The 24,423-nt window shown below is 67.5% G+C and carries 24 protein-coding genes; 8 read left to right on the top strand and 16 right to left on the bottom strand.

The genetic code is table 11. From position 1 onward, the window contains the following. Positions 1–149 precede the first annotated feature (149 nt). From KHC19_RS01940 to KHC19_RS01910, 7 genes are all read right to left on the bottom strand, one after another. Positions 150–1,172 carry a Bug family tripartite tricarboxylate transporter substrate binding protein gene (locus KHC19_RS01940; RefSeq protein WP_213350330.1) on the bottom strand — a complete coding sequence of 341 codons (1,023 nt, stop codon included), beginning with the start codon at positions 1,170–1,172 and terminating at the stop codon, positions 150–152. 526 nt (positions 1,173–1,698) lie between these two features. Continuing rightward, positions 1,699–2,721, bottom strand: a complete 1,023-nt coding sequence (locus KHC19_RS01935; RefSeq protein ID WP_213350329.1) for a CobW family GTP-binding protein — start codon at positions 2,719–2,721, stop codon at positions 1,699–1,701. A 20-nt stretch (positions 2,722–2,741) separates the two neighbouring features. Further along, a complete protein-coding gene (locus KHC19_RS01930) occupies positions 2,742–3,980 on the bottom strand; it encodes an LVIVD repeat-containing protein (RefSeq protein WP_213350328.1) in 1,239 nt (412 codons plus the stop codon). A 128-nt stretch (positions 3,981–4,108) separates the two neighbouring features. After that, positions 4,109–4,843: an FCD domain-containing protein gene (locus tag KHC19_RS01925; RefSeq protein WP_213350327.1), complete on the bottom strand. Its 735-nt coding sequence runs from the start codon at positions 4,841–4,843 to the stop codon at positions 4,109–4,111. A gap of 96 nt (positions 4,844–4,939) precedes the next feature. Further along, a complete protein-coding gene (locus tag KHC19_RS01920; RefSeq protein ID WP_246548092.1) occupies positions 4,940–5,629 on the bottom strand; it encodes a TetR/AcrR family transcriptional regulator in 690 nt (229 codons plus the stop codon). 24 nt (positions 5,630–5,653) lie between these two features. Beyond that, positions 5,654–6,880, bottom strand: coding sequence for an acyl-CoA dehydrogenase family protein (locus tag KHC19_RS01915; protein ID WP_213350326.1), 1,227 nt, complete (start codon positions 6,878–6,880; stop codon positions 5,654–5,656). A 12-nt stretch (positions 6,881–6,892) separates the two neighbouring features. Further along, positions 6,893–7,369 carry a VOC family protein gene (locus tag KHC19_RS01910; RefSeq protein ID WP_213350325.1) on the bottom strand — a complete coding sequence of 159 codons (477 nt, stop codon included), beginning with the start codon at positions 7,367–7,369 and terminating at the stop codon, positions 6,893–6,895. Between the two features lie 170 nt (positions 7,370–7,539). Here KHC19_RS01910 and hisD point away from each other — a divergent pair, with 170 nt between their 5' ends. The 7 genes from hisD to KHC19_RS01875 all read left to right on the top strand — a co-directional run bounded on the left by hisD (position 7,540) and on the right by KHC19_RS01875 (position 14,936). After that, complete coding sequence (gene hisD / locus KHC19_RS01905; protein WP_213350324.1) at positions 7,540–8,856, top strand: histidinol dehydrogenase; 1,317 nt, start codon at positions 7,540–7,542, stop codon at positions 8,854–8,856. Positions 8,857–9,134: 278 nt separating this feature from the next. After that, a complete protein-coding gene (locus KHC19_RS01900; protein WP_213350323.1) occupies positions 9,135–9,779 on the top strand; it encodes a GntR family transcriptional regulator in 645 nt (214 codons plus the stop codon). 179 nt (positions 9,780–9,958) lie between these two features. Continuing rightward, entirely contained in the window at positions 9,959–10,759 is an 801-nt protein-coding gene (locus tag KHC19_RS01895; protein WP_213350322.1) for an ABC transporter ATP-binding protein, read from the top strand. Position 10,760: 1 nt separating this feature from the next. Continuing rightward, positions 10,761–11,642 carry an ABC transporter permease gene (locus tag KHC19_RS01890; RefSeq protein ID WP_213350321.1) on the top strand — a complete coding sequence of 294 codons (882 nt, stop codon included), beginning with the start codon at positions 10,761–10,763 and terminating at the stop codon, positions 11,640–11,642. A gap of 105 nt (positions 11,643–11,747) precedes the next feature. Continuing rightward, positions 11,748–12,824 (top strand): ABC transporter substrate-binding protein, encoded by a 1,077-nt coding sequence (locus KHC19_RS01885; protein WP_213350320.1) that lies wholly within the window; start codon positions 11,748–11,750, stop codon positions 12,822–12,824. A 133-nt stretch (positions 12,825–12,957) separates the two neighbouring features. Next, entirely contained in the window at positions 12,958–14,049 is a 1,092-nt protein-coding gene (locus KHC19_RS01880) for an amidohydrolase family protein (protein ID WP_213350319.1), read from the top strand. Between the two features lie 2 nt (positions 14,050–14,051). Then, positions 14,052–14,936: a polysaccharide deacetylase family protein gene (locus KHC19_RS01875; protein WP_213350318.1), complete on the top strand. Its 885-nt coding sequence runs from the start codon at positions 14,052–14,054 to the stop codon at positions 14,934–14,936. On the opposite strand, the gene KHC19_RS01870 is transcribed toward KHC19_RS01875, so the two are convergent. From KHC19_RS01870 to KHC19_RS01830, 9 genes are all read right to left on the bottom strand, one after another. Next, positions 14,933–15,625 carry a hypothetical protein gene (locus tag KHC19_RS01870; protein WP_213350317.1) on the bottom strand — a complete coding sequence of 231 codons (693 nt, stop codon included), beginning with the start codon at positions 15,623–15,625 and terminating at the stop codon, positions 14,933–14,935. The genes KHC19_RS01875 and KHC19_RS01870 overlap by 4 nt on opposite strands. Beyond that, positions 15,622–16,476 (bottom strand): ABC transporter permease, encoded by an 855-nt coding sequence (locus KHC19_RS01865; protein ID WP_213350316.1) that lies wholly within the window; start codon positions 16,474–16,476, stop codon positions 15,622–15,624. Before KHC19_RS01865 ends, KHC19_RS01870 begins: the two co-directional genes overlap by 4 nt. Beyond that, positions 16,473–17,270, bottom strand: a complete 798-nt coding sequence (locus KHC19_RS01860) for an ABC transporter permease (protein WP_213350315.1) — start codon at positions 17,268–17,270, stop codon at positions 16,473–16,475. The genes KHC19_RS01865 and KHC19_RS01860 overlap by 4 nt, the downstream gene beginning before the upstream one ends. Beyond that, a complete protein-coding gene (locus KHC19_RS01855) occupies positions 17,270–18,103 on the bottom strand; it encodes an ABC transporter ATP-binding protein (protein ID WP_213350314.1) in 834 nt (277 codons plus the stop codon). The genes KHC19_RS01860 and KHC19_RS01855 overlap by 1 nt, the downstream gene beginning before the upstream one ends. Further along, positions 18,100–19,128 (bottom strand): ABC transporter substrate-binding protein, encoded by a 1,029-nt coding sequence (locus tag KHC19_RS01850; RefSeq protein ID WP_213350313.1) that lies wholly within the window; start codon positions 19,126–19,128, stop codon positions 18,100–18,102. The genes KHC19_RS01855 and KHC19_RS01850 overlap by 4 nt, the downstream gene beginning before the upstream one ends. Positions 19,129–19,467: 339 nt before the next feature. Then, a complete protein-coding gene (locus KHC19_RS01845) occupies positions 19,468–20,226 on the bottom strand; it encodes an SDR family oxidoreductase (protein ID WP_213350312.1) in 759 nt (252 codons plus the stop codon). Between the two features lie 11 nt (positions 20,227–20,237). Beyond that, positions 20,238–21,239: a Gfo/Idh/MocA family protein gene (locus tag KHC19_RS01840; protein ID WP_213350311.1), complete on the bottom strand. Its 1,002-nt coding sequence runs from the start codon at positions 21,237–21,239 to the stop codon at positions 20,238–20,240. A 25-nt stretch (positions 21,240–21,264) separates the two neighbouring features. After that, positions 21,265–22,197 carry a 3,5-dioxohexanoate:acetyl-CoA acetone transferase gene (gene kce / locus KHC19_RS01835; protein WP_213350310.1) on the bottom strand — a complete coding sequence of 311 codons (933 nt, stop codon included), beginning with the start codon at positions 22,195–22,197 and terminating at the stop codon, positions 21,265–21,267. Between the two features lie 76 nt (positions 22,198–22,273). Beyond that, positions 22,274–23,227, bottom strand: coding sequence for a cyclase family protein (locus KHC19_RS01830; RefSeq protein ID WP_213350309.1), 954 nt, complete (start codon positions 23,225–23,227; stop codon positions 22,274–22,276). Positions 23,228–23,600: 373 nt separating this feature from the next. Here KHC19_RS01830 and KHC19_RS01825 point away from each other — a divergent pair, with 373 nt between their 5' ends. Further along, positions 23,601–24,419: an alpha/beta fold hydrolase gene (locus KHC19_RS01825; RefSeq protein ID WP_213350308.1), complete on the top strand. Its 819-nt coding sequence runs from the start codon at positions 23,601–23,603 to the stop codon at positions 24,417–24,419. Positions 24,420–24,423: the final 4 nt, after the last annotated feature.

Raw genomic sequence — 24,423 nt, 5'->3', positions numbered from 1 at the left:
GAGGGAAAAGACGCGGCGACGTTCGATGCGGCATCCGTTTCACCAGAGCTGCCGTCGGTTCCACCCGGCCCGACCGGCCCCCTCTCCCCGTGGGGGAGAGGGATGGGGTGAGGGGCCCCCGGCCGGCCGGGGCGAACTTCACCCGTCGCTCACTGCACCGCCGGCTGCTTGGCGAGGCCGAGGTCGCGCAGCAGCGCCAGATGTTCGTCATGCAGCTTCTGCATGTAGGGTTTCACCTCGGCGGCCGGCACCATGCGGCTGCGCAGGAAGTTTTCCTTGAGGCTCGCCTGCCATTCCGGGTTGGCCACCAGCTTGGCGATGGCGTCGTCCCAGAACTTCACCGTGTCGGCGTCGAGGCCGGGCGGGCCGGCGAGGCCCCAGGACTGACCCCAGACGATGTCGAAGCCCTGCTCCCTGGCGGTCGGGATATCCTTCAGCTCCGCCGCCGTGCTGCGCTCGGTCGACAGGATGGCGAGGATGCGGGCCTTGCCGCTCTTCACCAGCGGCAGCGCCTCGCTGGGGGTGAGGGTCATCAGGTCGACATTGCCGCCGAGGAAGGCGGCCTGGGCGGCGCCGCCACCGTCGAAGGGCACGTAGTTCAGCTTCACCTTGCCGGCCTTCTCGACGAGGCCGGCCACCATGTGGTCGGTGGAACCGGACTGGGCGCCGGCCACCTTCACCGAGCGCTCGCGCTGGGCGGCGAGCGCGACCAGCTGCTTCAGGTCCTTCACCGGCGAGGAGGGCTGCACCACCAGCACCAGATCGCCCTGGATGAACATGCTGATCGGGGTGAGCTTGTCATAGAGCGTCGGCAGGCCCTGGGTGATCGGGGTGGTGAGGATCGGCTGGGCGATGCACAGCACGACGTTGCGGTCGCCCTTCTTGCCCATCACGAAATTGGCCGCGACCATCCACGAGCCACCGGTGCGGTTCTGCACCACCAGCGGGTTGGTGATGATCTTCTGCTCGTTGAGGATCTTGGCGGCCCGGCGCATCAGCACGTCCGGCGTGCCGCCGGGGCTGGTGCCGGTGGTGATCTCGATGGGGCCGGTGGGGGCGGTCTGCGCCCTGAGCGCGGCCGGTGCCGCGACCAGCGCGGCGCCGAGCGCGATGGCGACCGCGGATTGCTTGAGGCGCAAATGAAACGGCGGAGCGACGTGAAGCTGGATCATGTGGCGTTCCTTCCCAGGCATGGCAGTGACACAGCGTCTTGTGACGTCTTGTGGCATGAAGAGAAGATGCTGTTGCGGAACTGTCAAGTTAAAATGAAATATTTATTCAGGATCGATCCATATCGGGACGGCATACCTACAGTACTTCTCGGCATGAATGAGGTATTTATCGTGTATCCGGGGAAACAGGTTTATCAAGCCTGGATGCGGGCGCAAGTCTGTCCCGGACAGGATTTATCCGTAACCGTGGAATATCTGTAAGTTTATATGGCGTTATATGAGGTATATGGCGGAGTTATTTGCTGATTTTCCTGTCTAATTTCTGTATACCGTCGACATGATCGAGAGGTGTGTGATAGGATTCAGGGAAATGAACAAGAATGTCAGGGGTAGGAAAATGTCAGGAATACTGACTAAATTGTTGTTTTATGTGCGCAGATGCCTGGTTGTTGTCGGTGGCGCGTATTGCATACATGGTTACGATCCCGGATATGAGGCCGACGTCTGGCCGGATGAATGGCGCGATTCACGCTGCCGTCCGGGTGGCGAGAACTTCGAGACTGTTGCGTAAGGCTTCCGGCTCCATGTTGCGGGTGATGAACACGATGCGCGTCGTGTGATCCTCGCTCGGCCAATTGGCCAGACGCACCGGCGGATGCAGCACGGCCTGCACCGCATGCACGACCATCGGCGAGGCTTCGCCGCGAAGGGCGACGATCCCCTTCATCCGCAGCAGGTCGTCGCCCCGCAGCGACAGGATCGACCGCAGCCAGCCGCGCAGCGCCTCGCGTTCCACCGGCCGGTCCAGCGTGACGGCGAAGGCGCGGATTCCGTCGTCATGGGGCGAGCGGGGATCGCCGGGCCTGCCGGCGAAGGCGTCGCCGTTGAGCCAGGCGAGGACATCGGAGCCGGTGCGCGAGGGATTTTCCGGCACGCGCGCGAACAGATCGTCCGGCGCGATGGCCCCCTGCACCACCGGAACCAGGCCAGCCCCCGGGTTGATCGCCTTCAGGCGGGCGGTGAGGGTGGCGACCGCCTCGGGCGGGGCGAGATCGGATTTGGTCAGCACCAGGATGTCGGCGAGCGCCGCCTGGTGACGGGCCTCCGCGAAACCGTCGAGCTGGCCGGCGCCGTTGACGGCGTCGACGGTGGTCACGACGGCGCGCAGCGCGAAGCGCGCCACCAGCGTCCGCTCGGTGAGGAAGGCGCGGACGAGGGCGGCGGGGTCGGCGAGGCCGGTGGTCTCGATGACGATGCGGGAGAAGGCCGGCACCTCGCCCTGCGCGACTTTGGTGCAGAGATCGTCGAGCGTATCGACGAGATCGCCGCGCACCGTGCAGCAGATGCAGCCGCTCTGCAGCACCACCGTGTTCTCGATGGCGCTCTCGACCAGCAGATGATCGATGGCGATGTCGCCGAACTCGTTGACGATCACCGCGGTGTCGGCCATGCCGGGATCGCGCAGGAGATGGTTGAGCAGCGTGGTCTTGCCGCTGCCGAGGAAGCCGGTGATCAGGACGACGGGCAGGGGATCGCGGGGGATGGTCATGCCCGTGCCTCCCCGCCGGCTCAGATGTCGAGTTCCAGTATGTAGATGCCGCCGGCATGGCGGTCGCCGCAATAGACGATGCCGTTCTCGTCGACATAGACCTCGTTGATCTGGATCGCCGGCACGCGGGCGCCGGGCGGGGCGGAGGGCACGAAGGCGGCGACTTCGCGGGGGATCAGCGGGTCGGAAATGTCGTGCACGCGCAGGCCGCCATTGAACAGCGTCGAGAACAGCAGCGTCTCCGAATGCAGCGCGGTGTCGCGCGGCGGGTTCTCGTGCAGGTTGTGGCAACCGAAGCGCCCGCCCTTGCGGCCATATTCCTCGAAGGAGGGCATGGGCAGGGTGGAGAGCGGCACCGGATTGTCCTCGCGGCGGATGTCGAGCAGCCAGGTGAGCTTGGGCCAGTCGAAGCCGTCATCGTGGATGCATTCGTGGCTGGCCACCGCGAGGTCGCGGCCGAACAGCGGCATCAGCGTGTGGGCGAAGCCGGGGAAGGGCGGGTTCGGGCTGAAGCGGGAAATGACGGTGGGGCGCGACTTGTCGGAGATGTCCATCACATAGAAGCCGCCGTCGATATAGCCGACATAGGCGCGGTCGGGGCGGTCCGGGTAGACATTGGTGTTGTGGCAGCGAAAGCCGCTGTCGATCTTCAGCCGTTCCGGCGGCGGGGCGTCGTCGCCCTCGGCGGTGCCGGGCATCCACCAGCGGCCGGCCTCCACCGGCTTCGACGGGTTGCGCACGTCGATGATGCGGTAGGCCTGGTCGTCGAGCGGGTTGCGCGGGGTGAAGTCGGCGGCGCCGGCGGCGCAATGGATGAACTCGCCATCGACGAACCACACCTGGTGCACGCCGCGCGAATGCGGGCCCGAACAGTCGAAGAAGCTGATCGAGCGCGGGTTCTCCGGCACGGAGATGTCGAACAGCTCGATGCCCGCCGGTTGCAGGCCCGGCTGCGCGGTCTGGTAGGCGACGGCCATGATGTCGCCGGTGGTTTCCAGCGAGTTGGAACGCACCTTGTTGTGCGGCAGCTCGGTCTGCACGATCACCTTCGGACGGGAGGGATCGGTGACGTCGACGCCGGTGAAGTTCTTCGGCGGCCCTTCATGCGCCACCCACAATATGCGCCGGCCATCGGGCGCGCGCTGCAGCGACATGCCTTCCCCCACGCCGCCGAAACCGGCCAGCGGGTCATGCGCGATCAGCCGCATGCCGGAGATGAGGTCGATTTTGACGTCGGCGGCCTTGGTGTGGTCGAGCATGCGGCGTCCTCCCGACGGATCGTCGCGAGCAGGCGCCCGTCGAACGGTCCTTGTGATTGTTAATCGCAAGGATGTTCGAACAAAATATCGATGTCAATAAAGTTGGAGCTTGGTGGTTCGCGGAAGCCTCAGTCGCCATTGCCCGCGGAGAGGCTGCGCGAGACCTCCTCGTAATTGCGGATCACCACCTCGACGCTGCCCTGGAAATGCTCGGCGAGGATGGTGGTGGCGCGCTCGGCGTCGCGGGCGATCGCCGCCTCGGCGACGGTGCGGTGCTGCTCGCGCACCCGCTTGAGCAGCGCTTCCGACGAGGAGGTGACGACGATCACCGCCCGGCGGTAGCGCTGGAAATGATCGGAGAGCGCGCCGCAGAAATGCAGTAGCCACGGCGAGCCGCAGGCGGCGATGAGGCTGTGGTGGAAACGATCGTGCCGCTGCTCCCATTCGTCCACGGTCTTGCGGTCCTCCACCGAATGCGGGAGCGGCGTGCGCTCCAGCCGGTGCAGGGCGGCGAGGATCTCGGCCTCCCAATCCTCGTCGCCGCCGGCGATGGAGCGGCGCAGCGCGTTGCAGCTGAGCTCGGTGCGCAGCGCGCACAGATCGTGGAGATCGGACAGCGACAGCGGCGCCACCGTGTAGCCGCGATGGCCTTCGAAGCGCACCAGCTGGTCGGACACCAGCCGCGAGAGCGCCTCGCGCAGCGGCGCGATGCCGACGCCATAGGCGGCGCTGAGCTGGCGGAAGCGCAGGCGCTCGCCCGGCTTCAAATGTCCGGCGATGAGATCGCGCCGCAGGCGGGCATAGATCTCGATGCCCAGCGTGGTGGCATCGTCGTCGCCGGGCGAAACGGATTGAAGGGACACGGCGCTCTCCGCTCGGGCGATGGACTCCGCGCCGATCATAGGCGCGCGGCATCTTCGATCAAAGCGGAGATGTTCGAGCGTCCATCGTCGAATGGTCTAAGCCGGAACCTCCACGCGCTCGGCCAGCCGCTTCAGCACCGGGCCGACGCCGGCGAGGAAGGTGTCGACGGCGTTGCGGATCATGGCCGAACGGTCCACCGGCATCGGGAACTGGTACACGATCTCCCGCACGCCATAGTAGAAGATGCCGCCCTGCAGGGTCCAGAACAGCTCGACCTCCTCCGGCGTCGGCGGCTCCTCGCCAAGGCCGAAGCTGTGGCGGGTGGCGAGGGTGATCGGCCGCAGGATCTCCTCCTCCACGGTGGCGGCGTAGCGGCGGTTGATGTCGACGCCGCGCAGGCCGGCGAAGAGATAGATGCGGATCCATTCCGGCGTGAAGATCGTCGCCGTGTAATCCTCGTAGAAGGCGATGATGCGCTCGCGAATCGGGCGGGTGTCGTCGATGAGGCCTTCGCGCCATTCCTTCTTCCAGCGATTGACGTAGATCTCCTGGTAGACGGCGGCGATCAGGTCGTCCTTGCTGGGGAAATAGCGGTAGAGCAGGGGCTGGGTGACGCCGAGCCGCTGGGCGAGCTCGCGGGTGCCGGCTTCGAAGCCGATCTCGGCGAACAATTCGACGGCCTTGCGGACGAACTCCCTGTGCCGTTCCTCGGGCTTGTTGCGGGTGCGCCGCGCCGCCACCGGCTTCGCGGCGGCGGGCGATAGGGATGAGCGTGGTGTCATCATCTCGTCCTTTCCGGTGTCGCGCTGTCACACGACCGGATTGTCGCTTTCCATCCCCAGGGCCAGGCGCCCGAAGGCGGCGTTGGCGACATCGGTGCTGAAGGCGATATGCGCCGTTATAGCATGAGCATCGCGAAAACGGCGCTGCTGGCTACCGGCGAGATACAACCCCTGGGCGCCGCTGCCGGCGTTGATCTCGTCGACCGCTTCCCGCGCCAGCCCGGTCGCGTGGGCGAGGTCGCGCCGATAGGCGAATTTCGTCACCGTGTCCGGGACATGTCCGCGCTCGGCGTCGCGCATCGCCTCCTCGCAAATGCCGAGCATCATCCGCCGGGCATGGCTGAGCCGAGTGGCGGCGCTGCCGATGTGGATCTGGATGCTCTGCAATTCGGCGAGGCGGGCGCCGGTGTAATTGGCCGACCGCTTGCGGGTGGAGCCCACATAATCGGTGAGCGCGCCCTCGCCATTGCCGAGCCCTACCCCGGAGAGAATCGCCGGGAACAGCGCGAACACCGGCAGCCGGTAGAGCGGGGCGGGGTGGCGCTCGCTGCCGGGCGTGGCGCCGCCCTTCAGATCCGCGACCGAGACGCTCATCGCTTCCGGCACGAACACCTCCTCGCACACCACGTCGTTGGAGCCGGTGCCCTTGAGGCCGGTGACGTGCCAGGTGTCGAGGATGCGGTAGTCGGAACGGGGGATGAGGAAGACGCGATGGTCGGGTGCCTCGCCCTCGGCGCGGACGATGCCCGCCAGCATGTTCCAGGAGCAGACGTCGACGCCGGAGGAAAACGGCCAGCGCCCGGAAACCACATAGCCGCCGGGAGCCTTCGCCACCTTCGCCGCCGGAAAGACGAAGGACGAGGCGATCAGCGCGTCGGGATCCTCCTTCCAGATGCGGTCCTGCGCCGCGGGCGGGAACATCGCCAGCATCCAGTGATGGCTGGCGAGATTGGTGAGGTTCCACGCCGTGGAGGCGCAGCCGGCGGCCAGCGCGGCACCGATGGTGATCAGGCTCTCATAGCCGAGCTCGGACCCGCCGAGCGCGGCCGGCTGCAGCATGCGGTAGAGGCCGCTCTCATGCAGGTCGCGCTCGCTTTCCGGCGGCAGGCGGCGCAGTTCCTCGGCGCGCGGCGCGCGGCCGGCAAGGACCGAGGCGAGATCGATGGCGCGCTGGAGCATCTCGTCGTGGCGCTGCTCGACAGGCGAGCGCATCGCGCGCGGGGAGGCGAGGGGGGCCGTCGTCATATCGCTCATCGTCGCCTCCCTTCATGCGCGGCGGCGGTCGAGGAACAGCGTCGCCTCGAGATTCTCGCCCACCTGCTCGAAGCGGTCGGCAAGGCGCTTCAGCTCGGGGATGCGCGCGGTGTCGAGGCTGGCGACATCCGGCCAGTCGACCTCGACGAGATTGCCGCCGGGATCGCGCAGATAGAGCTGCACCGTGCCATCCGGCATCTCGTTGACGCCGTTGCCGAAGGTGGCGTGGTCGATGAGGCCGGCGTCGCGGGCACGCTCATACACGCCCATGAAGTCGTCGACGTTGATCGCGAAGTGCTGGTAGTGCGGCGTGGCGTCGGGCAGGCCGAAAATGTGCAGCTGCTGGCTGCCGCAGCGCAGATACTGGGTGCGGAAGCCGAAATTGTAGGTGGGGATCACCTCCATGCCGAACATCTCGACATAGAAACGCACGGAGGCATCGACGTCCTTCGCGCCGATGGAGAGGTGGTTCAGGCCGGTGGCTCGCATGGCGTTCCTCCTATTAATTATCGCTTGATAAATAACATGGAGGCGGACGGCGGGCAAGCGAGGCTTGACACTCTCGCCGGATTTAGTTTTCACTCGATAAATAACAACTGATCGCGACCGGATACAAGGGTGTACCGGATCGGTACCGCAGCCGGCGCCGGGAGGAAAACATGGCCCGCCATCTCAAGACCGCGCGCTCCGTCGAGGAGCGCGCCGATGCCGACGCGCAGGTGCGCGCCACCGTCGAGACCCTGCTCAAGGAAATCGAGGCGGGGGGCGACGCGGCGGTGCGCGCCTATTCCGAGCGCTTCGACGCCTGGTCGCCGGCGAGCTTCCGCCTGTCGGAACAGGAGATCGAGGCGGCGCTGTCCCGGGTATCGAAGGCCGATCTCGACGACATCCGCTTCGCGCAGGCGCAGGTGCGCAACTTCGCCGAGAAGCAGCGCGCCTGCATGCTCGACCTCGAGGTGGAGACGCTGCCGGGGGTGATCCTGGGGCACAGGAACGTGCCGGTGGAGCGGGTCGGCTGCTATGTGCCGGGCGGCAAATATCCGATGGTCGCCTCCGCGCATATGAGCGTGGTGACCGCCAAGGTGGCGGGCGTGAAGAGCGTGGTGGCGGCGGCGCCGCCGTTCCAGAACGGGCCGCACCCGGCCATCGTGGCGGCGATGCATCTCGCCGGCGCCGAAGAGATCCTGGTGCTGGGCGGCGTGCAGGCGGTGGCGGCGATGGCGCTGGGCACCGAGACCATCGCGCCGGTCGACATGCTGGTGGGACCGGGCAACGCCTTCGTCGCCGAAGCGAAGCGCCAGCTCTATGGCCGGGTCGGCATCGACCTTTTCGCCGGTCCGACCGAGACGCTGGTGATCGCCGACGAAACGGTGGATGCGGAGATCTGCGCGACCGACCTGCTCGGGCAGGCCGAGCACGGGCCGACCTCACCGGCGGTGCTGCTCACCAATTCGGAAAGGCTGGCGCGCGAGACCATGGCGGAGGTGGAGCGGCTGCTCACCATCCTGCCGACGGCGGAGATCGCCGCGGCGGCGTGGCGCGATTTCGGCGAGGTGATCGTCTGTGACAGTGTCGACGAGATGGTCGTCGAGGCCGATCGCATCGCCTCCGAACATGTGCAGGTGATGACCGCCGACCCGGATTATTTCCTGAACAACATGCGCAATTACGGTGCGCTGTTCCTGGGCCCGCGCACCAATGTCGCCTATGGCGACAAGGTGATCGGCACCAACCACACGCTGCCGACCAAGAAGGCGGCGCGCTACACCGGCGGGCTGTGGGTCGGCAAGTTCCTCAAGACCTGCACCTACCAGAAGGTGATCAGCGACGCGGCCAGCGCCGAGGTGGGCGCATATTGCTCGCGGCTCTGCGTGCTCGAAGGTTTTCTCGGCCATGCCGAGCAGGCGAATGTGCGCGTGCGCCGCTATGGCGGCGGCAATGTCGACTACGCGACCGCCGCCCGCCGGACCGGCTGAGCCCGGCGCCGCCTTCGGGCGGCCTGTCTCCCGTGAGCTTCCCCTCGGGCCGGAGCCTATGCTCCGGCCCATTTTTTCTGATGCGTGAGATATTTCAAGACTCTGCTCTCAGGAGCTGAGGCGGATGGCTCATGGCCGGCTCGCCAGTCGCTCTGTTTCGGATAAAGGCTTGCTGGCAAGTGATTGGGGTGAATTCCGCAAGGGAATGGCGATGGCATATTGACGTTATCGATCGATCAATATACGCTTCGTGATATCTCAGAGGTGAGGCGGTTCCCATGAACCTGGTTCGCAATAGGGTGTATGAGATGGTGCGGCGGGACATCCTGTCCTGTGCCATCGTGCCCGGCGCGGAGCTGCGGGAGGCCGACCTTGCCGAGCGTTTCGGCGTGAGCAAGTCGCCGGTGCGCGACGCCATGCAGAAGCTGGAACTCGAAGGCCTCGTGGAGATCGAGCCGCGGCGCGGCCATCGCGTGCGGCAGATCTCGGTCAGCGACGCCGCCGACATGCTGGAGCTGCGGCTGATCCTCGAAACCGCCGGGGTGCGCAAGGTGGCGCTGGTCGCCACCGACGAGGAACTCGCGGCGCTCGACGCCTTCCGCGATGCCGACACCGCCTCGATCCCGGTGTTCACCGAATATAATCGCCGCTTCCACCATCATCTGGCCGGTCTCTCGCGCAACCGGCGGCTCGCCGAGGAGATGAGCCGGGTGATGGATCTCTATGAGCGGCTTTGCATGATCAGCCTGTCGGCGGTGGTGGCGCACGACCACAATGAGGGGCCGCTGCGCGAACACAACGACATCATCGACGCCCTGCAGGCCCGCAACGGCAACGCCGCCGCGCGCATGCTGAAGCGCCATATCGGCCGCTCGCAGAGCCAGATCCTGCGAGCCCTCGAAAGCCGTCCGATCGTCGCCTGACGGACGGATCGCCTACGCGGCCGGTTCGCCGCCGCCCGCGCCTACGACCCCGAACGGGGGTGCCCCGGACCCGTCCGCATCATGCAGAAGACGGGCCGAGGGCCAAGGAAACGCCACATGCCGTCCCGACGCCTGACCGGCGAATGAAGCCGGCTGCGCGCGCGACGCGGAGGAGCGAGATGAACGCGATTGCCAGCCATCTGGTCGCCGCCTCGACCAGCCATATCGACCCCGACATCGTCATTTCCGCCCGCGACCTGGTGAAGGCCTTCAACAGCCAGGTGGTGGCGCTCGATCGCGCCAGCTTCGACATCAAGCGCGGCAGCTTCGTCTCGCTGGTGGGACCGAGCGGCTGCGGGAAATCCACCTTGCTGCGGCTGGTCGCGGGTCTCATCGGCAAGTCGGCCGGCGAATTGAGCGTGCTCGGCCACGGGGTGAGCGGCCCCTCGCACGAGGTCGGCATGATGTTCCAGCGCCCGACGCTGCTGGAATGGCGCACCGCGGTGGAGAACGTGCTGCTGCCCACCGAGGTGCAGGGCACCACTACCGATGCCGACCGCAAGCGGGCCATCGAGCTGCTGCAACTGGTCGGGCTGAAGGATTTCGAGTTCAGCTTCCCGCGCCAGCTCTCCGGCGGCATGCAGCAGCGCGTGGCGCTCGCCCGGCTGCTGCAGACCGGCGCCAACATCCTGTTGCTCGACGAGCCGTTCGGCGCGCTCGACGAGTTCACCCGCGAGCGGCTGAACCTCGAATTGCTGCGCATCGTCGACGATGTCGACGCCACCGTTTTGTTCGTCACCCACAACATTTCCGAGGCGATCTTCCTCGCCGACCAGGTGATGGTGATGACGCCACGTCCCGGCCGCCTGGCGAAGATCGTCGACGTGCCGTTCGAGCGCCCGCGCGAGATCGGCCTGATGCAGACGCCGGAATTCAACCGGCTGGTCGGCGAGGTCCGCTCCATCCTGGGAGGGCATTGAGATGAGCCTCGCAACCGACGGCAACCTCTCCATGACCGATGTGGCACCCGCGCGGGGCCGCCTGATCGGGCAGGTCGCCCGCCACATAGCGCTGTTCCTCGCCGTGATGCTGGTATGGGAATTCGCCAGCACCTATGAGCTCGTCGATCCGCTGATCCTGCCGCGCCCGAGCGCGATCGCCACCGCGCTGGTCAACATGGTGCTCTACCAGGGCACGGTGTGGTTCCATCTCGGCGTCACGTTGTGGGAGGCGGTGGCCGGCTTCGTGATCGGCTCGGTGATCGGCATCGGGCTCGCGGTGGCGGCGGGGCTGAACGAGAGCTTCCGCCGCTACATCTCGCCCTACATCATCGCGCTGCAGGTGACGCCGCGCATCGCGCTGGCGCCGATCGTCATCGCCTGGCTCGGCTTCGGCATGATGCCGAAGATCGCCATCGGCGCGCTGATCTGCTTCTTCCCGCCCTTCATCAACACGCTGACGGGGCTGCTCAACGTCGATGAAGATGCCAATGAGATGTTCCGCTCGCTGGGCGCCAAGAAGCGGCAGATCTTCTTCAGCCTGATGCTGCCCAACGCCATGCCGATCATCATGGCCGGCCTGAAGACGGCGATCTCGCTCGCCTTGATCGGCGCCATCGTCGGCGAGTTCATCTCGGCGAGCGAGGGCATGGGCGTGCTGATGCAGCGCTACACCTTCGCGCTCAACATGGCCTCGTCCTTCGCGGTGCTCGTGATCCTCACCGTCATGGGCTACGCGCTGTTCGTGCTGATGGAGTGGGCCGACAACTGGCTGGTCTACTGGCGGCACGATACCCGGATGACGGCGATCAGCCGCAAGAAGGCCAGGGCCTGGGCCGGTATCATCGGCCGCCGGCAGGCGTGAGCGCCGCGCGACATGCCGGGCGACGGCGCGCCCGCCGCCCGCTTTTCCGTTGAGACCGCACGAACAGAACAACGGCGCGCAAGGCGCCGAAGGGGAGGATGCGTCATGCTGACGGACAACGCTTTCATTTCACGTCGCGGCTGCCTCGGCCTGATGGCCGGGACCGCCGCCGGCCTCGCGCTCGGCCCGATGGCGGCCGGCCGCGCGGCAGCGCAGGGGCTGCGCACGATCAACGTGATCATGCCGCTGCCGCGGTCGGCCAATTTCTATCCGCTGATCGCCGGCGAGGCGCTGGGCTATTTCGAGAAGGAGGGCATCAAGGTCAATTTGCTGCCGTCCTCCACCACCGTGCCCTATGTCGCCTTCGTGCAGAACGGCCAGGCCGAGCTCGCCATGCTCGATGCGCCGCAGACCTTCCAGTCGGTGCAGGCGGGCATCCCCATCAAGGTGGTCTATGAGGCGATGCAGCGGGCGCCGGAGGGCATCGCGGTGAGCGCCGATAGTCCGATCAAGTCGGTGGAGCAGCTGAAGGGCACCACGGTCGGCCTCGTCTCCGACCGCGACCGCACCACGCTGGCCATCGCGCTCGACACTGCCGGCATCACCATAGACGAGGTGAAGACGGTGGTGGTGGGCGAAGCGGGGCCGACGCTCGCCAATGCCTTCCGCAAGCAGACCGTCTCCGCCATCGCCGGTGCGGTGCCGGATTGGCTGTCCCTGCAGGCCAACGGCATGAAGATCCGGCTGATCACCCCGCCCGAGGTCGCCGACACGCCGGCCAACTCCTTCGTGGTGAATGGCGGCAAGCTCGATGAACTGCGCCAGCCGCTGGTGGGCTTCTTCCGCGCCTGGTCGAAGGGCATGCAGGTCGGCAAGGTCGATGTCGAGGCGCTGGCGGCGATGTGCCGCAAGGCGGTGCCGGAGGAGTGGGAGAACGCCACCTTCGGCCGCGAATTCCTCGATGCCTCGATCCCGATGAACTACTCGGTGACGCCCAAGCTCGGCGATCTCCAGCCCGAGGTGTGGAAGCGCGTGCAGGGGCCGATGGTCAAGCTCGGCGAGCTGCAGAAGGAGATCGACCCGGCCAGCTTCCTCGACCGCAGCCTGATCGACCCGGCCAACGACTTCTCGCGCGAGCAGGTGGCCGCCGACGTCGCCGCCTGGAAGGCCAAGAGCATGTGAGACCGCAGCATGTGAGGCCTGAGCATGTGAGGCCGCAGCATCTGAGCCCGGCTGGCGCCGGCCTCCGCCGGCGCCGCACCCGGCCGCGCAAAAGGTCATGCGCGCCGCGATCATTTTCCCGAAAGGACGTTTCATGGACCACAGCATCATCGATGCCGCGACGCTGGGCGGCAATGTGAACCGCTACGGCCCCACTTCCGCGCGCCAGCCCTCCGCGACGCCGGCCCGGCTCGACACGGTGACGGTCGATATCCACGCCCATGTCGCGGTGCCGGAGGCGCAGGCCTATGTCGCCCCGCATCTCGATGTCAGCCAGATCGCGATGGTCAGGCATTCCAACGACGAGACGCGGAAGGTGAACCAGCGCCAGGACCAGGACCGGGCCGTCACCATGGTCGACATGGACGACCGGCTGAAGGTGCTGGACAAGCTCGGCATCTCCATCCAGGTCGTCGCCCCGCCGCCCTTCCAGTGCTACTACACCGTCGATGCCGAGCATGGCGTCATCGCCAACCGCATGGTGAATGACGGCATCGCCGCCTTCGTCGCCAAGCGGCCGGACCGTTTCGCCGGGCTGGGCACGCTCGCCATGCAGGACCCGGCCAGCGCGCCGGCCGAGCTGGAGCGCTGCGTGCGCGAGCTCGGTCTCAAGGGCGTGCAGCTGCTCACCAATGTGAACGGACGCGAGCTGTCCTCGCCCGAATTCGAGCCGGTCTTCGCCAAGGCGGAAGAGCTCGGCGCGCTGATCATGATCCACCCCAACGGCTTCACCGGCGGGGAGCGGTTCTCGCGCTTCTATTTCAGCAACATCATCGGCAATCCGCTCGAGACCACGGTGGCGCTGCACTACCTGATCTTCGACGGCGTGCTGGAGCGGCACCCGAAGCTGAAGCTGCTGGCCGTGCATGGCGGCGGCTATCTGCCGGCCTATTCCGGGCGCATCGACCATGCCTGGGGGGCGCGCAAGGATTCGAATGGCGGGTTGCCCAAGCCGCCGACCGACTATCTGCGGCGGGTCTATTTCGACAGCGTGGTGTTCACCCCGCACCAGCTGGAATATCTGGTGAAGACCTATGGCGCCGACCATATCGTGATGGGCACCGACTATCCCTACGACATGGCCGATTACGACCCGGTGCAGCACGTTCTCAGCGTCGAGAGCTTCGACGACGAGACCCGCGCCAAGATCGCCGGCGGCACCGCCCGCACGCTGCTGGGGCTGTGAGCATGGGACTGCTGAGCGAACGCGCGCCGTATCTGGCCTTCCCGGACCGGCCGCGCCTGCATCTGCCGGACGACGCCCGCGTGGCGGTGTGGATCATCGTCAATGTCGAGGAGTGGTCCATCGCCCGCGCCATGCCGCGCACCGTGCTGCCGCCGCCCATGGGGCAGCCGCTGATGCCGGACCTGCCCAACTGGGCCTGGCACGAATACGGCATGCGGGTCGGCTTCTGGCGGCTGCTCAAGGCCATCGAGAGCCGCGGCCTGCGCGCCACCTTCGCGGTGAACGGGCATGTGTGCCGCTCTTATGAGCGGGTGGCGCGGGCGGCGCGCGATGCCGGCTGGGAGTTCATGGGCCATGGCTATGTGCAGCAGCCCATGCACCATGTGGAGGACCAGCGGAAGGCGATCTTCGACACGGTGGCTACCATACGCGATTTCACCGGCCGGCCGCCGCCGGGCTGGGAAAGCCCCGGTCTCACCGAAAACGACGAGACGCTCGACCTGCTCAAGGAAGCGGGCGTCGGCTATGTCGCCAATTGGGTGATCGACGATCTGCCGCTGGAGCTGTCTACCGCGCATGGGCCGATCTTGTCGGTGCCCTATTCGGTGGAGACCAACGACATCGTCGTGCATGCCGTCCAGCACCAGCCCTCCGACGCCTTCCAGCGCCGCTGCGTGGACCAGTTCGACCGGCTGTGGGAGGAGGGGGCGGACAACGCCAGGGTGATGGCGATCAGCACCCATCCCTACCTGACCGGCGTGCCGCACCGGATCGGCTATTTCGAGGAATTGCTCGACTATGTGCTGTCGCGCCGGCAGGTGGCGATGATGACCGGCGAGGAGATCGCCGACTGGTATCGTGCCAGTAGCGGCGCCGGGCCGGGCTAGAATTCCGGCAGGCGCGGCGCACCGGGCGCGGCGGGAAGCACCTCGTCGCGCCAGAAGCCGTTGCCGCGCTCGCCCAGCAGGTCGGCGAAGGCCCCGGGCCGCGCAAGATCGGCAGCGGCGAGCACACGCACCTCGAGGCCCGCGGCGGCGAGCCTCTCGCGGCGGCGGCGTTCGGCGGCCGGCAGCAGCGGCGAAGGGGCGAACAGCACCGCCTTCGCATGGCCGGCGCCCAGCCAGAAGAACATGTCGACCGGCACATGGTCGATGCCTCCGCCCTCCGCCGGCAGCGGCAGCAGCGCGCGCGGCAGCGGCAGCGGCGCGGAATAGAGCACGTCCTCCGGCGCGAACAGTCCGGCCATCGCCGCCCATCGCGCGGCGATTTCCGCGCGATGGGCGGCGATGAGCCCCTGCAGATGCGCGAAATAGCCGTCGATGAACAGGCCGCCGAGGCGGCTCCAATTGCCGGACAGATGCTTGAGATGCCCGGCGAGGCGCGGGCCGGGCGCGATGTCCTGGCCGATGGCGGGAGCGGGCAGGTCGAACGCCTCCGCGTTCAGCCGCAGCGCCTCCCCCGGAAGCAGCGGCACCCGGGGGAGATGATCGAACCGGCCCGCATCCTGCGGCGCCTTGTCGAGGCCGTAGAAGACCAGCGGCGGTGAGCCGGCCAGCCCCAATGTCTCCTGCGTCACCGGCGGCTCTCGGGATGCCAGATCAGGATGCGGCGGCGGATCATCTCGACGCTCTTCACCACCACGAAGCCGAGGATGATGATCTGCACGATGCCGGCAAACACCCCGACGGAGTCGGCGAAGCGCCCGGCCATGATCATCGCGCCGCCGACCCCGCGCCCGCCCATCAGCATCTCGGTGACGATGGTGGTGATCATGCCCACCGGCAGCGCCACCTGCAGGCCGGTGAGGATCTGCGGCATCGCCATCGGCAGGTAGACCTCCCACAGCAGTTCGCGTTCCCCGGCCCCGAAGGAGCGGGCCGACCAGATCGGCCATTTGTCGAGGCTGGAGCAGCCGGCATAGGTCGCCGCCACGATGGGAAAGAAGCAGGAGAACGCCACCATGATGATCTTCGAGGTGTCGTAGATGTCGAACCACAGGATGAAGATCGGCAGGAAGGCGATCTTCGGCATCGGGAAGCCGATGGACACCAGCGGGTCGAGGAACCAGCGCACCACGTTCGAGCGCGCCATCAGGATGCCGGCGGGTATGCCGATCACCGCGCCGATCGCGAAGCCGAGAAGCGCACGGTAGAGGGTGAGGCCGAGATCGACCGGCACCGTGCCGGCGATGAGATCTTCCCAGATCCGCCCCAGCACCACGCTGAGCGGCGGCAGCAGGAAGGGGTTCAGCGCGCCGAAGCGGGCGCCGAACTCCCAGATGCCGGCGAGCGCCGCGACCACCGCCACCTGCACGGCGACGTCGACCATATGCGGCGAGAGGTGCAGCCCCCGGCGGGGTGCCGGCAGCTTCTGCTTCTGCGACGGCGAGTTGGGAGCGATGGGCCGGGCCTGGGCCATGTTCATCATGCCTCCCTCCAGCGAAGGGCGCGCCGGGCGAACATCGCGTAGAGGCGATCGGCCGCAAATCCGATGCCGGCGACGAAGAAGATGGCGGCGAACATGGCGGGGTACTGCCCGCCGTCGCCGAGCGAGGAGATCATGAAGCCGACGCCGTCGGTGGCGATGACGAATTCCGAGCTCACCATCAGGATGAAGGAGAAGGCGAGCGCGGTGCGGCAGCCATTGAGGATGTCCGGCATCGCCGCGCGCAGCACCACCTCGCGCAGCACGTCGACGCGCGAGGCGCCGAGGCTGGCGGCCGACCAGAGCAGGAACGGGTTCACCCCGCGGGCGCCATTATAGGTGCCGACCACCACGGGGAGCAGGCAGCCGAGGAAGATCAAGAGGATCTTCGAGGAATCCCCCAGCCCGAGCCAGATCATCACCACCGGGATGAGCGCCGATTTCGGCATCGGGTAGAAGATCTGCACGATCGGGTTGAACAGCAGCCGCACCGGGCGAAACTGCGCCATGAGCAGGCCGAGCAGCACGCCCACCACCACGGCCCCGCCGAGGCCGGCCGCGGCGCGACTGATGGAGCGCGCGGTGTTGTAGAGGAGCTCGCCGCCGAACAGCATGGAGGAGAACGCGTCGGCGATTTCGCCCAGACCCGGCAGCATCTGCTGCGAGACGAGGCCGGTGAGCCCGAGGAATTCCCAGCCGAGCGCTAGCAGCAGGAGCGGGGAAAACCGTACCGCCGTGTTGACGATCGCATAGGCGAGCGGCGGCCCAGTCCGGCCGCCGGCGAGGATGTCGCTCATCAATGCGCCCCCCGGGTCGCGGCCACGGCCTGCTCGCGCACCAGCCGCCAGATCTGTTCGCTGAGGCGGATGAACTCGCGGTTCTCCAGTATTTCCTCGCCGCGATCCTTTGGCAGGTCGACGTCGATCACATGCTGGATGCGGCCGGGGCGGGCGCTCATGATCGAGATGCGGTCGGCGAGGAACACCGCCTCCTGCACGTCATGGGTGACGAACACCACCGTCTTGCGGCTGTCGCGCCAGATGGCGCGCAGTTCCTCCTGCATGACGCGCCGCGTCTGGGCGTCCAGCGCGCCGAACGGCTCGTCCATCAGGAGGATGCCGGGATCGACCGCCAATGTGCGGGCGATGGCGGCCCGCTGCTGCATGCCGCCGGAAAGTTGGGAGGGGTAGGCGTTCTCGAAGCCGGTGAGGTGCACCATGTCGATGTAATGCCGGGCGCGCTGCTCGCGCTCGGCGGCGTTGAAGCCGGCTTTCTTGAGGCCGTAGAGCACGTTGTCCTTCACGGTCTTCCAGGGAAACAGCGCGAAGTTCTGGAAAACGATGCTCCGGTCCGGGCCCGGTGAGGTGACCGGTCCGGCCGATGTGGCGATCACTCCCGCCTGCACCGGGATGAAGCCGCCGATCAGATAGAGCAGCGTGCTCTTGCCGCAGCCGGAGGGGCCGAGCAGGCAATGGAACTCGCCATCGGCGATCTCGAGGTCGATGCCGTCGAGCGCCAGCATGCCGCCGGCGGTGCGGGCGCCATAGGTGTGGGACACGCCGCGGACGGAGATGCCGCTGGCGGTGTGGGCGCGGCTGCGCGGGGAGGCGGAGAGATGCGTCACGCTCATTGGCCGGCCTCGATGCGCTTCTGCGCTTCCTTGACGAAGCTGAGGTCGACATAGTCCGGGTCGACCTTGATGGCGCGCGGGGCGAGGCCGAGATCGACGGCGATGTCGATGCTCTCCTGCAGCGCCTTGACGTTCGGCACCATGAAGGGGTCGCGGAAATAGTCTTCCTTGGTGAACAGGTAGCCGAGCGTCTCCGGCGGCTGCTGCATGAAGTTGGCGATGATCTTCACCGCCTCGTCATGGTTCTTCGGATCGGTGAACCAGCGCACCGCGCGCACATGGTCCTCGAAGAAGTCCATCAGCGCGGCGCGATTGTCGTTGAGGAACTTGCCGTTGGCGGCGAGGAACACCAGCTGCGAGGGGCCCATGGCGTCCTTGGAGGTGAACAGCACCTTGTACTTGCCGGTGGCGAGCAGCTGGTCCGACATCGGCTGCAGCACGGTGCCGAGATCGATCTTCTTCTCGTCGATCATCGCCGGGATGTTCGGGAAGGCGACCTCCACCATGGTGTAGTCGCGCTTGTCCTGCATGTTGTTCTTGCGGAACATCGCCCGCATGGCGGTGTCGGAGGCCGAGCCGATGGCATTGGTGCCGACCCGCTTGCCCTTCATGTCCGTCACCTTGCCGATGCCGGAATCGGCGCGGACCATGAAGGTCTCGCTGTGATAGTCCCCGACGCCGTCCTGGATGATGTCGGCCACCACCTTCACGTCGAGCCGGGCATTGGTGACGGCGAGCGCCAGCACCAGCGGGCCGAAGGCGGCCATGTCGATCTCGCCCGCCGCCATGGCGGTGATCTGCGGCGAGGAGCCACGGAAGCGGATCGGCTCCACCGTATAGCTCTTGCCGTAATATTTCAGGATTTCCGGCTTGCTGTAGAGCACCGGGATGAGGTGCCCCGGCATGGTCGACCAGCCGATGCGGATCTTCACCGGATCGGCCCTGGCGGGCGTCAGGCCGGCGGGTGCGATGATGAGGGCCGCCAATGCGGCCGCGAGCGCCAGCGCGCCGCGTCGTGTTGCCATGGTCGTCTTCTCCCGATGCCCCCGGATCGTTGCCGGGCGGCTTGTTGTTCTGGGCAGTGTCGGCCGGGCAGTTCCACGAACCCCGCGCGGGCAATGGGCGTCCCGGTCGGCTTGGCGTCGTCGTCAGGCTGTCGTCGTCGGCTTGGCGTTGCCTGCCGCCGGTTTCCAGTGCGGCAGCGGTCGCTTATTTATCGATAGATAATCACGTGGATTTTCGATCATGTCAACGATGCAAGATGATTTGCGCATCGTTCGCAAGCTGAATCGGTGCCGCGCCGCAGCGTGCGCGGCCCGGCCGGCGGCCCGCGCGTCATCGAGGCGTAGCAAGGGGAAGAGGCCTCAGCGGCCGCCCGCCACCGGCACGATGGCGCCGGTCACATAGGTGCTGGCGGGGGAGGCGAGCCACATCACGATGTCGGCAACTTCCTGGGCGGTGCCGGGGCGCTGCATCGGGATGGACGGACCGAGCCGCTCCAGCCGGTCGGGGGCGCCGGCATTGGCGTGCAGGTCGGTGGCGATGAGGCCGGGGGCGACGGCGTTGACGCGGATTCCTTCCGCCGCCACCTCGCGGGCGAGGCCGATGGTGAGGCTGTCCACCGCGCCCTTGCTGGCGGCGTAATGCACCCATTCGCCGCCGCCGCCGAGCGCGGCGGCGCGCGAGGACATGTTGACGATGACGCCGCCACGCCCGCCATGGCGGGTCGACATGCGCCTGACCGCCTCGCGGCAGCACAGGAAGCTGCCGATCACGTTCACCGCCATCACCTCGGCGAGGGCCTGCGCGCTGAGGGCGTCCACCCGGCCGAGCGGGCCGACGCCGCCGGCATTGTTGACCAGCACGTCGGGCGCGCCGAAGCGGGCATCGACGGCGGCGAAGAGGGCGAGGACATCCTCTTCGCGCGCCACGTCGGCCTTGACGATCAGCGCCTCGGCGCCGGCGCCTTCGACGGCCCGGGCGACCTGCTCGGCGCCGGCGGCGTCGCCCTTGTAGCTGAGCGCCACGCGGAAGCCGGCGAGGCCGGCGGCGCGGGCGATGGCGGCGCCGATGCCCTTGGAGCCTCCAGTGACGATCAGGGTGCGGGGCGTGACGACGCTCATGGCGATCTCCCTCAGGCGACGGTGACGAAGCGATCCTGTCCGACGGCGGCGACGATGGCTTCCAGCACCGCGACGCCGTGGATCATCTCTGTGGGGGCGATGGGGTAGGGCGCCTGCCCGCGCACGGCGCCGGCGAAAGCTTCCAGCTCGGCGCGCAGCGTGTCGAAGCCGGCGAGCGTCTCATGGACGGCCGCGGCCGGCGGCTGGCCCGGCGCGGTCGGCGCCGGCTCAAGGGTGAAATGGTCCAGCGTCGGCGTGGCGATGCCGGCCACGGCCCGGGAGCCATAGGCAACGAAGCGGAACACCGGCGCCGTCGCCGTGAAGGCGAGCAGGGTGCCGGTCTGCCCGCTCGCGAAGCGCAGCAGCACCGAGGTGGTGTCCTGTGCCCCCGACGGCGCGGCGCGGTTGACGCTCTGGCAGGCGACGGCCTCGATCGCGCCGAACAGGTCGATCATCGAATCGACGAGATGGATGCCGAGCCCGGTCATGCCGCCGGCCGGCGACTGATCGGGATCGGTGCGCCACACGCCCTTGGGCAGGAACAGGCCGGTGGGCGAGCTCATCTCGCCATGGCAATGCAGGAGGGTGCCGAGCTCGCCCGCCCGCACCAGCGCACGCAGGCGCTGCATGTGCGGATGGAAGCGCCGGTTGTGGCCGAGGGCGAGCGTGATGCCGGCCGCCTCGCTCGCCGCCACCGCCGCCGCGGCGCTCGCCTTGCTCATGGTGAAGGGCTTCTCGACGAAGACGTGCTTGCCGGCCGCCGCGGCCTGCTCGATCTGCGCCGCATGCTGGAGATGCGGCGTCGCCAGCACCACCGCCTCGATGGCGGGATCGGCCAGCACCTCCTCATAGCTGTCCTTCAGGGCGATGCCGGCGGAGGCGGCGAAGGCCTCCGCCCTGGCGCGATTGCCGGTGGCCCCGCTGGTGAAGCGGAGCAGGCCGCTGGTGCCCTGCACCGACCCGACGAGGGTCTGGCCCCAGCGGCCGAGCCCGATGATGGCGGCGTTCAGCATGTCCGGCTCCGTTTGGAATCGAGGGTCAGAACGCTACCTGGTCGGCGCCCTTCAGATCCAGCATGGCACGCGCCTCGTCGGGCGTGGCGAGTTCCAGTCCCATGCCTTCGAGGATCTGCCGCGCCTTCTTCACCTGCGCGCCGCTCGACGGGGCGAGCTCGCCCGGCCCGATCCACAGCGAATCCTCCAGCCCGACGCGGACATTGGCCCCCATCGAGGCGGCCATGGCGGCGACGCGCAACTGCGAGGCGCCGGCGCCCAGCACCGACCAGCGGTACTGGTCGCCGAACAGCCGGTCGGCGGTGCGCTTCATGTGGATGATGTCCTCGGGATGGGTGCCGATGCCGCCGAGAATGCCGAACACCGACTGCACGAACAGCGGCGGCCTGACGAGGCCGCGATCGAGGAAGTGCTTGAGATTGTAGAGATGGGCGATGTCGTAGCACTCGAACTCGAAGCGGGTGCCGTTGCCGTAGCAGGTCTCGAGTATGTACTCGATGTCCTTGAACGAGTTGCGGAACACCAGGTCGCGCGTGGCTTCCAGATGCTGGCGCTCCCACTCGAACTTGAAGTCCTTGTAGCGGTCGAGCAGGTGGTACAGGCCGAAATTGATCGAGCCCATGTTGAGGGAGGCGACCTCCGGCTTGAACCGCGCCGCCGGCAGGACGCGCTCCTCCACCTTCATGTAGGGGCTGCCGCCGGTGGTGATGTTGATGGCGGCATCGGTCTGCTGCTTCAGCTGCGGCAGGAAGCGGCCGAACGCCTCCGGCGTCTGGTCCGGCTTGCCGGTCTCCGGGTTGCGGGCGTGCAGATGCAGGATCGCCGCGCCGGCCTCGGCGGCGCCGAGCGCATCGGCGATGATCTCGTCCGGCGTCACCGGCAGATGCGGCGACATGGAAGGCGTGTGGATCGCGCCGGTGCAGGCGCAGGTGACGATGACCTTGCGGGCGGCAGCCATGGTCGGCTCCAATGCAATGAGCGGCGAAAGGAGGGCGGCTGTCGCGCCGTCCCCCGGCTGATCGGCCGATGCGGCGCTACTTGATCGCCTGCGGGTTGATCGGCGAGCCGGTGCCGCCGGTGATGATCAGCGGCGGGCCGCAGAAGAAGAACTCGTAGACGCCGTCCCTGGCGCAATCCTCGGCGAGTTCCTTCACGTAGAAGATCTCGCCCATGCACAGGCCCATGGCGGGGATCACCACCCAGTGCCAGGGCTGGTTGGCCTCGGTGGTCTCGTTCGGCCGCACCTCGACGCCCCAGGTGTCGGAGCAGATCGCCGCGACCTCCTTCTCGTGGCACCAGTAGCAGTTCTCGAACTTCACGCCCGGCGCGTCGCCGCCGGCATAGCCGCCCCATTCGCCCTCCGCGAGGCAGCGCTCCATCTGGCCGGTGCGGACGATGACGAAATCGGCGCGGCGGATCTCCACGCCCTGCTTTTTCGCGCAGGCATCGAGCTCGTCATTGGAGATGGATTCGCCGTCCTGCAGCCAGTCGACGCCGCGGAAGCGGGCGATGTCGAGCAGCACGCCGCGCCCGTTCATCTTCGACTTGGAGTGCTCGATGCCGAGCACGTTGAGCCCGCGCGAGTTGATGAGGCGCGGGTCGTGGCCGTTATAGGCCTTGTCCTCGTAGAAGATGTGGCCGAGCGCGTCCCAGTGGGTGGCGCCCTGCACGCAGAGATTCAGCGTGTCGTCGGCGTAGCGGATCCTGTTCCAGTCCTGCTGGCCGGTGACGGCGTCGGTGCCGGTGGCGAGCATCTGGTGGATCGGGTTGAAGCGCCCGCCGAACAGGCCGTTCTGCGGCCCCTCGCGATCGAGCGGGATGCCGAGAGCGAACACCTTGCCGGTCCTGATCAGCCCGGCCGCCTCGACGACGTCCTGCGGCGTGACATGGTTGAGCGTGCCGCTGTGGTCGTCCGCTCCCCAGCGTCCCCAGTTGGAGAGCTTGCGCGAGGCTTCTTCGATGGCGGCGAGACCGACGGTGATATCCATGGGGCTTCCTCGGTTTTCTGGATTTTTGCGTCCGGCCTGACGTCTCATCCGGCCGGAGGAAAGGCGGTGCGGCACGGCCCCGGATGTGCGGGCTCCGGGAAGGCGGGATGGGCTTTTCAACCGCGTCCGATTTGTTTATCGTTTGATAAATATCAAATCCAACCGCCGCTCTTGTCAATCGCCCGGCTGCGGCAATCGAAAGGAAGCTTCCGTTTTTCGCCCGGCGCACGGCGGTGGCGGACGACGATCAGCATTCGTGATCGGCGGGATCAGAACTTATGGTTTCGCCGCCCGAAGGCGCCGCCGATAGCGTCGCCGCGGGCCGGAGGCGGCAAACGCCCCGGAAGACAAGGGAAACGGAGAGGAGACGCCTATGACGCCTATCACGGAGATCGTCGCCTCCGGCGGCGCCGAGATCGCGGTGCGGGTCGACGGGCCGGAGCACCTGCCGTGGATCGTGCTGTCCAACTCGCTGGCCGCCGATCTGAGCATGTGGGACGACCAGATCCCCTTCCTGACCCGGAGCTACCGGGTGCTGCGCTACGATACGCGCGGCCATGGGCGCAGCAGCGCCCCGGCGGGGGCCTACAGCTTCGAGCTGCTGGTCGGCGACCTCGTCGCGGTGATGGATCGCTTCGGCATCGCGCAGGCGGATATTCTCGGCCTGTCCATGGGCGGCATGACGGCGCTCGGCCTCGGGCTCGCTTATCCCGAGCGGGTGAATCGCCTCATCTGCGCCGATGCCCGCGCCGACGCCCCGCCGCCCTTTGTCGCCGGCTGGGACCAACGCATCGCGGCGGTGGAGGCGGGCGGCATGGGCGCGGTGCTGGCCGGCACCATGGAGCGCTGGTTCACCGCCGTAACGCGGCAGCACCGGCCGGAGGTGGTGGACCGGGCCTCGCGCATGGTGCTCGCCACCTCGCCGGTCGGCTATATCGGCTGCGCGAGGGCGCTGCAGGGGCTCGATTATCTGCGCCATCTCGCGCGGATGGAGCCGGAGACGCTGTACATCGTCGGCGCCGAGGACGCCGGCGCGCCGCCCGAGGCGATGCGCGCCATGGCCGCGGAGACGCCCGGCGCGCAGTTCGAGATCCTGCCCGGCGTCGCGCATATCGCGAACATGGAGGACGTCGCCAGCTTCAACGCACGGGTGGCGGAGTTTCTCGACATTTCCAGGCAAGCGGCGGAGTGACGCG

Origin of the sequence: Ancylobacter oerskovii, from assembly GCF_018390555.1 — a bacterium.
Taxonomy (GTDB): Bacteria; Pseudomonadota; Alphaproteobacteria; order Rhizobiales; family Xanthobacteraceae; genus Ancylobacter; species Ancylobacter oerskovii.
The sequence above is the reverse complement of the archived record's forward strand: the minus strand, read 5'-3'. Positions and strand labels throughout refer to the sequence as shown.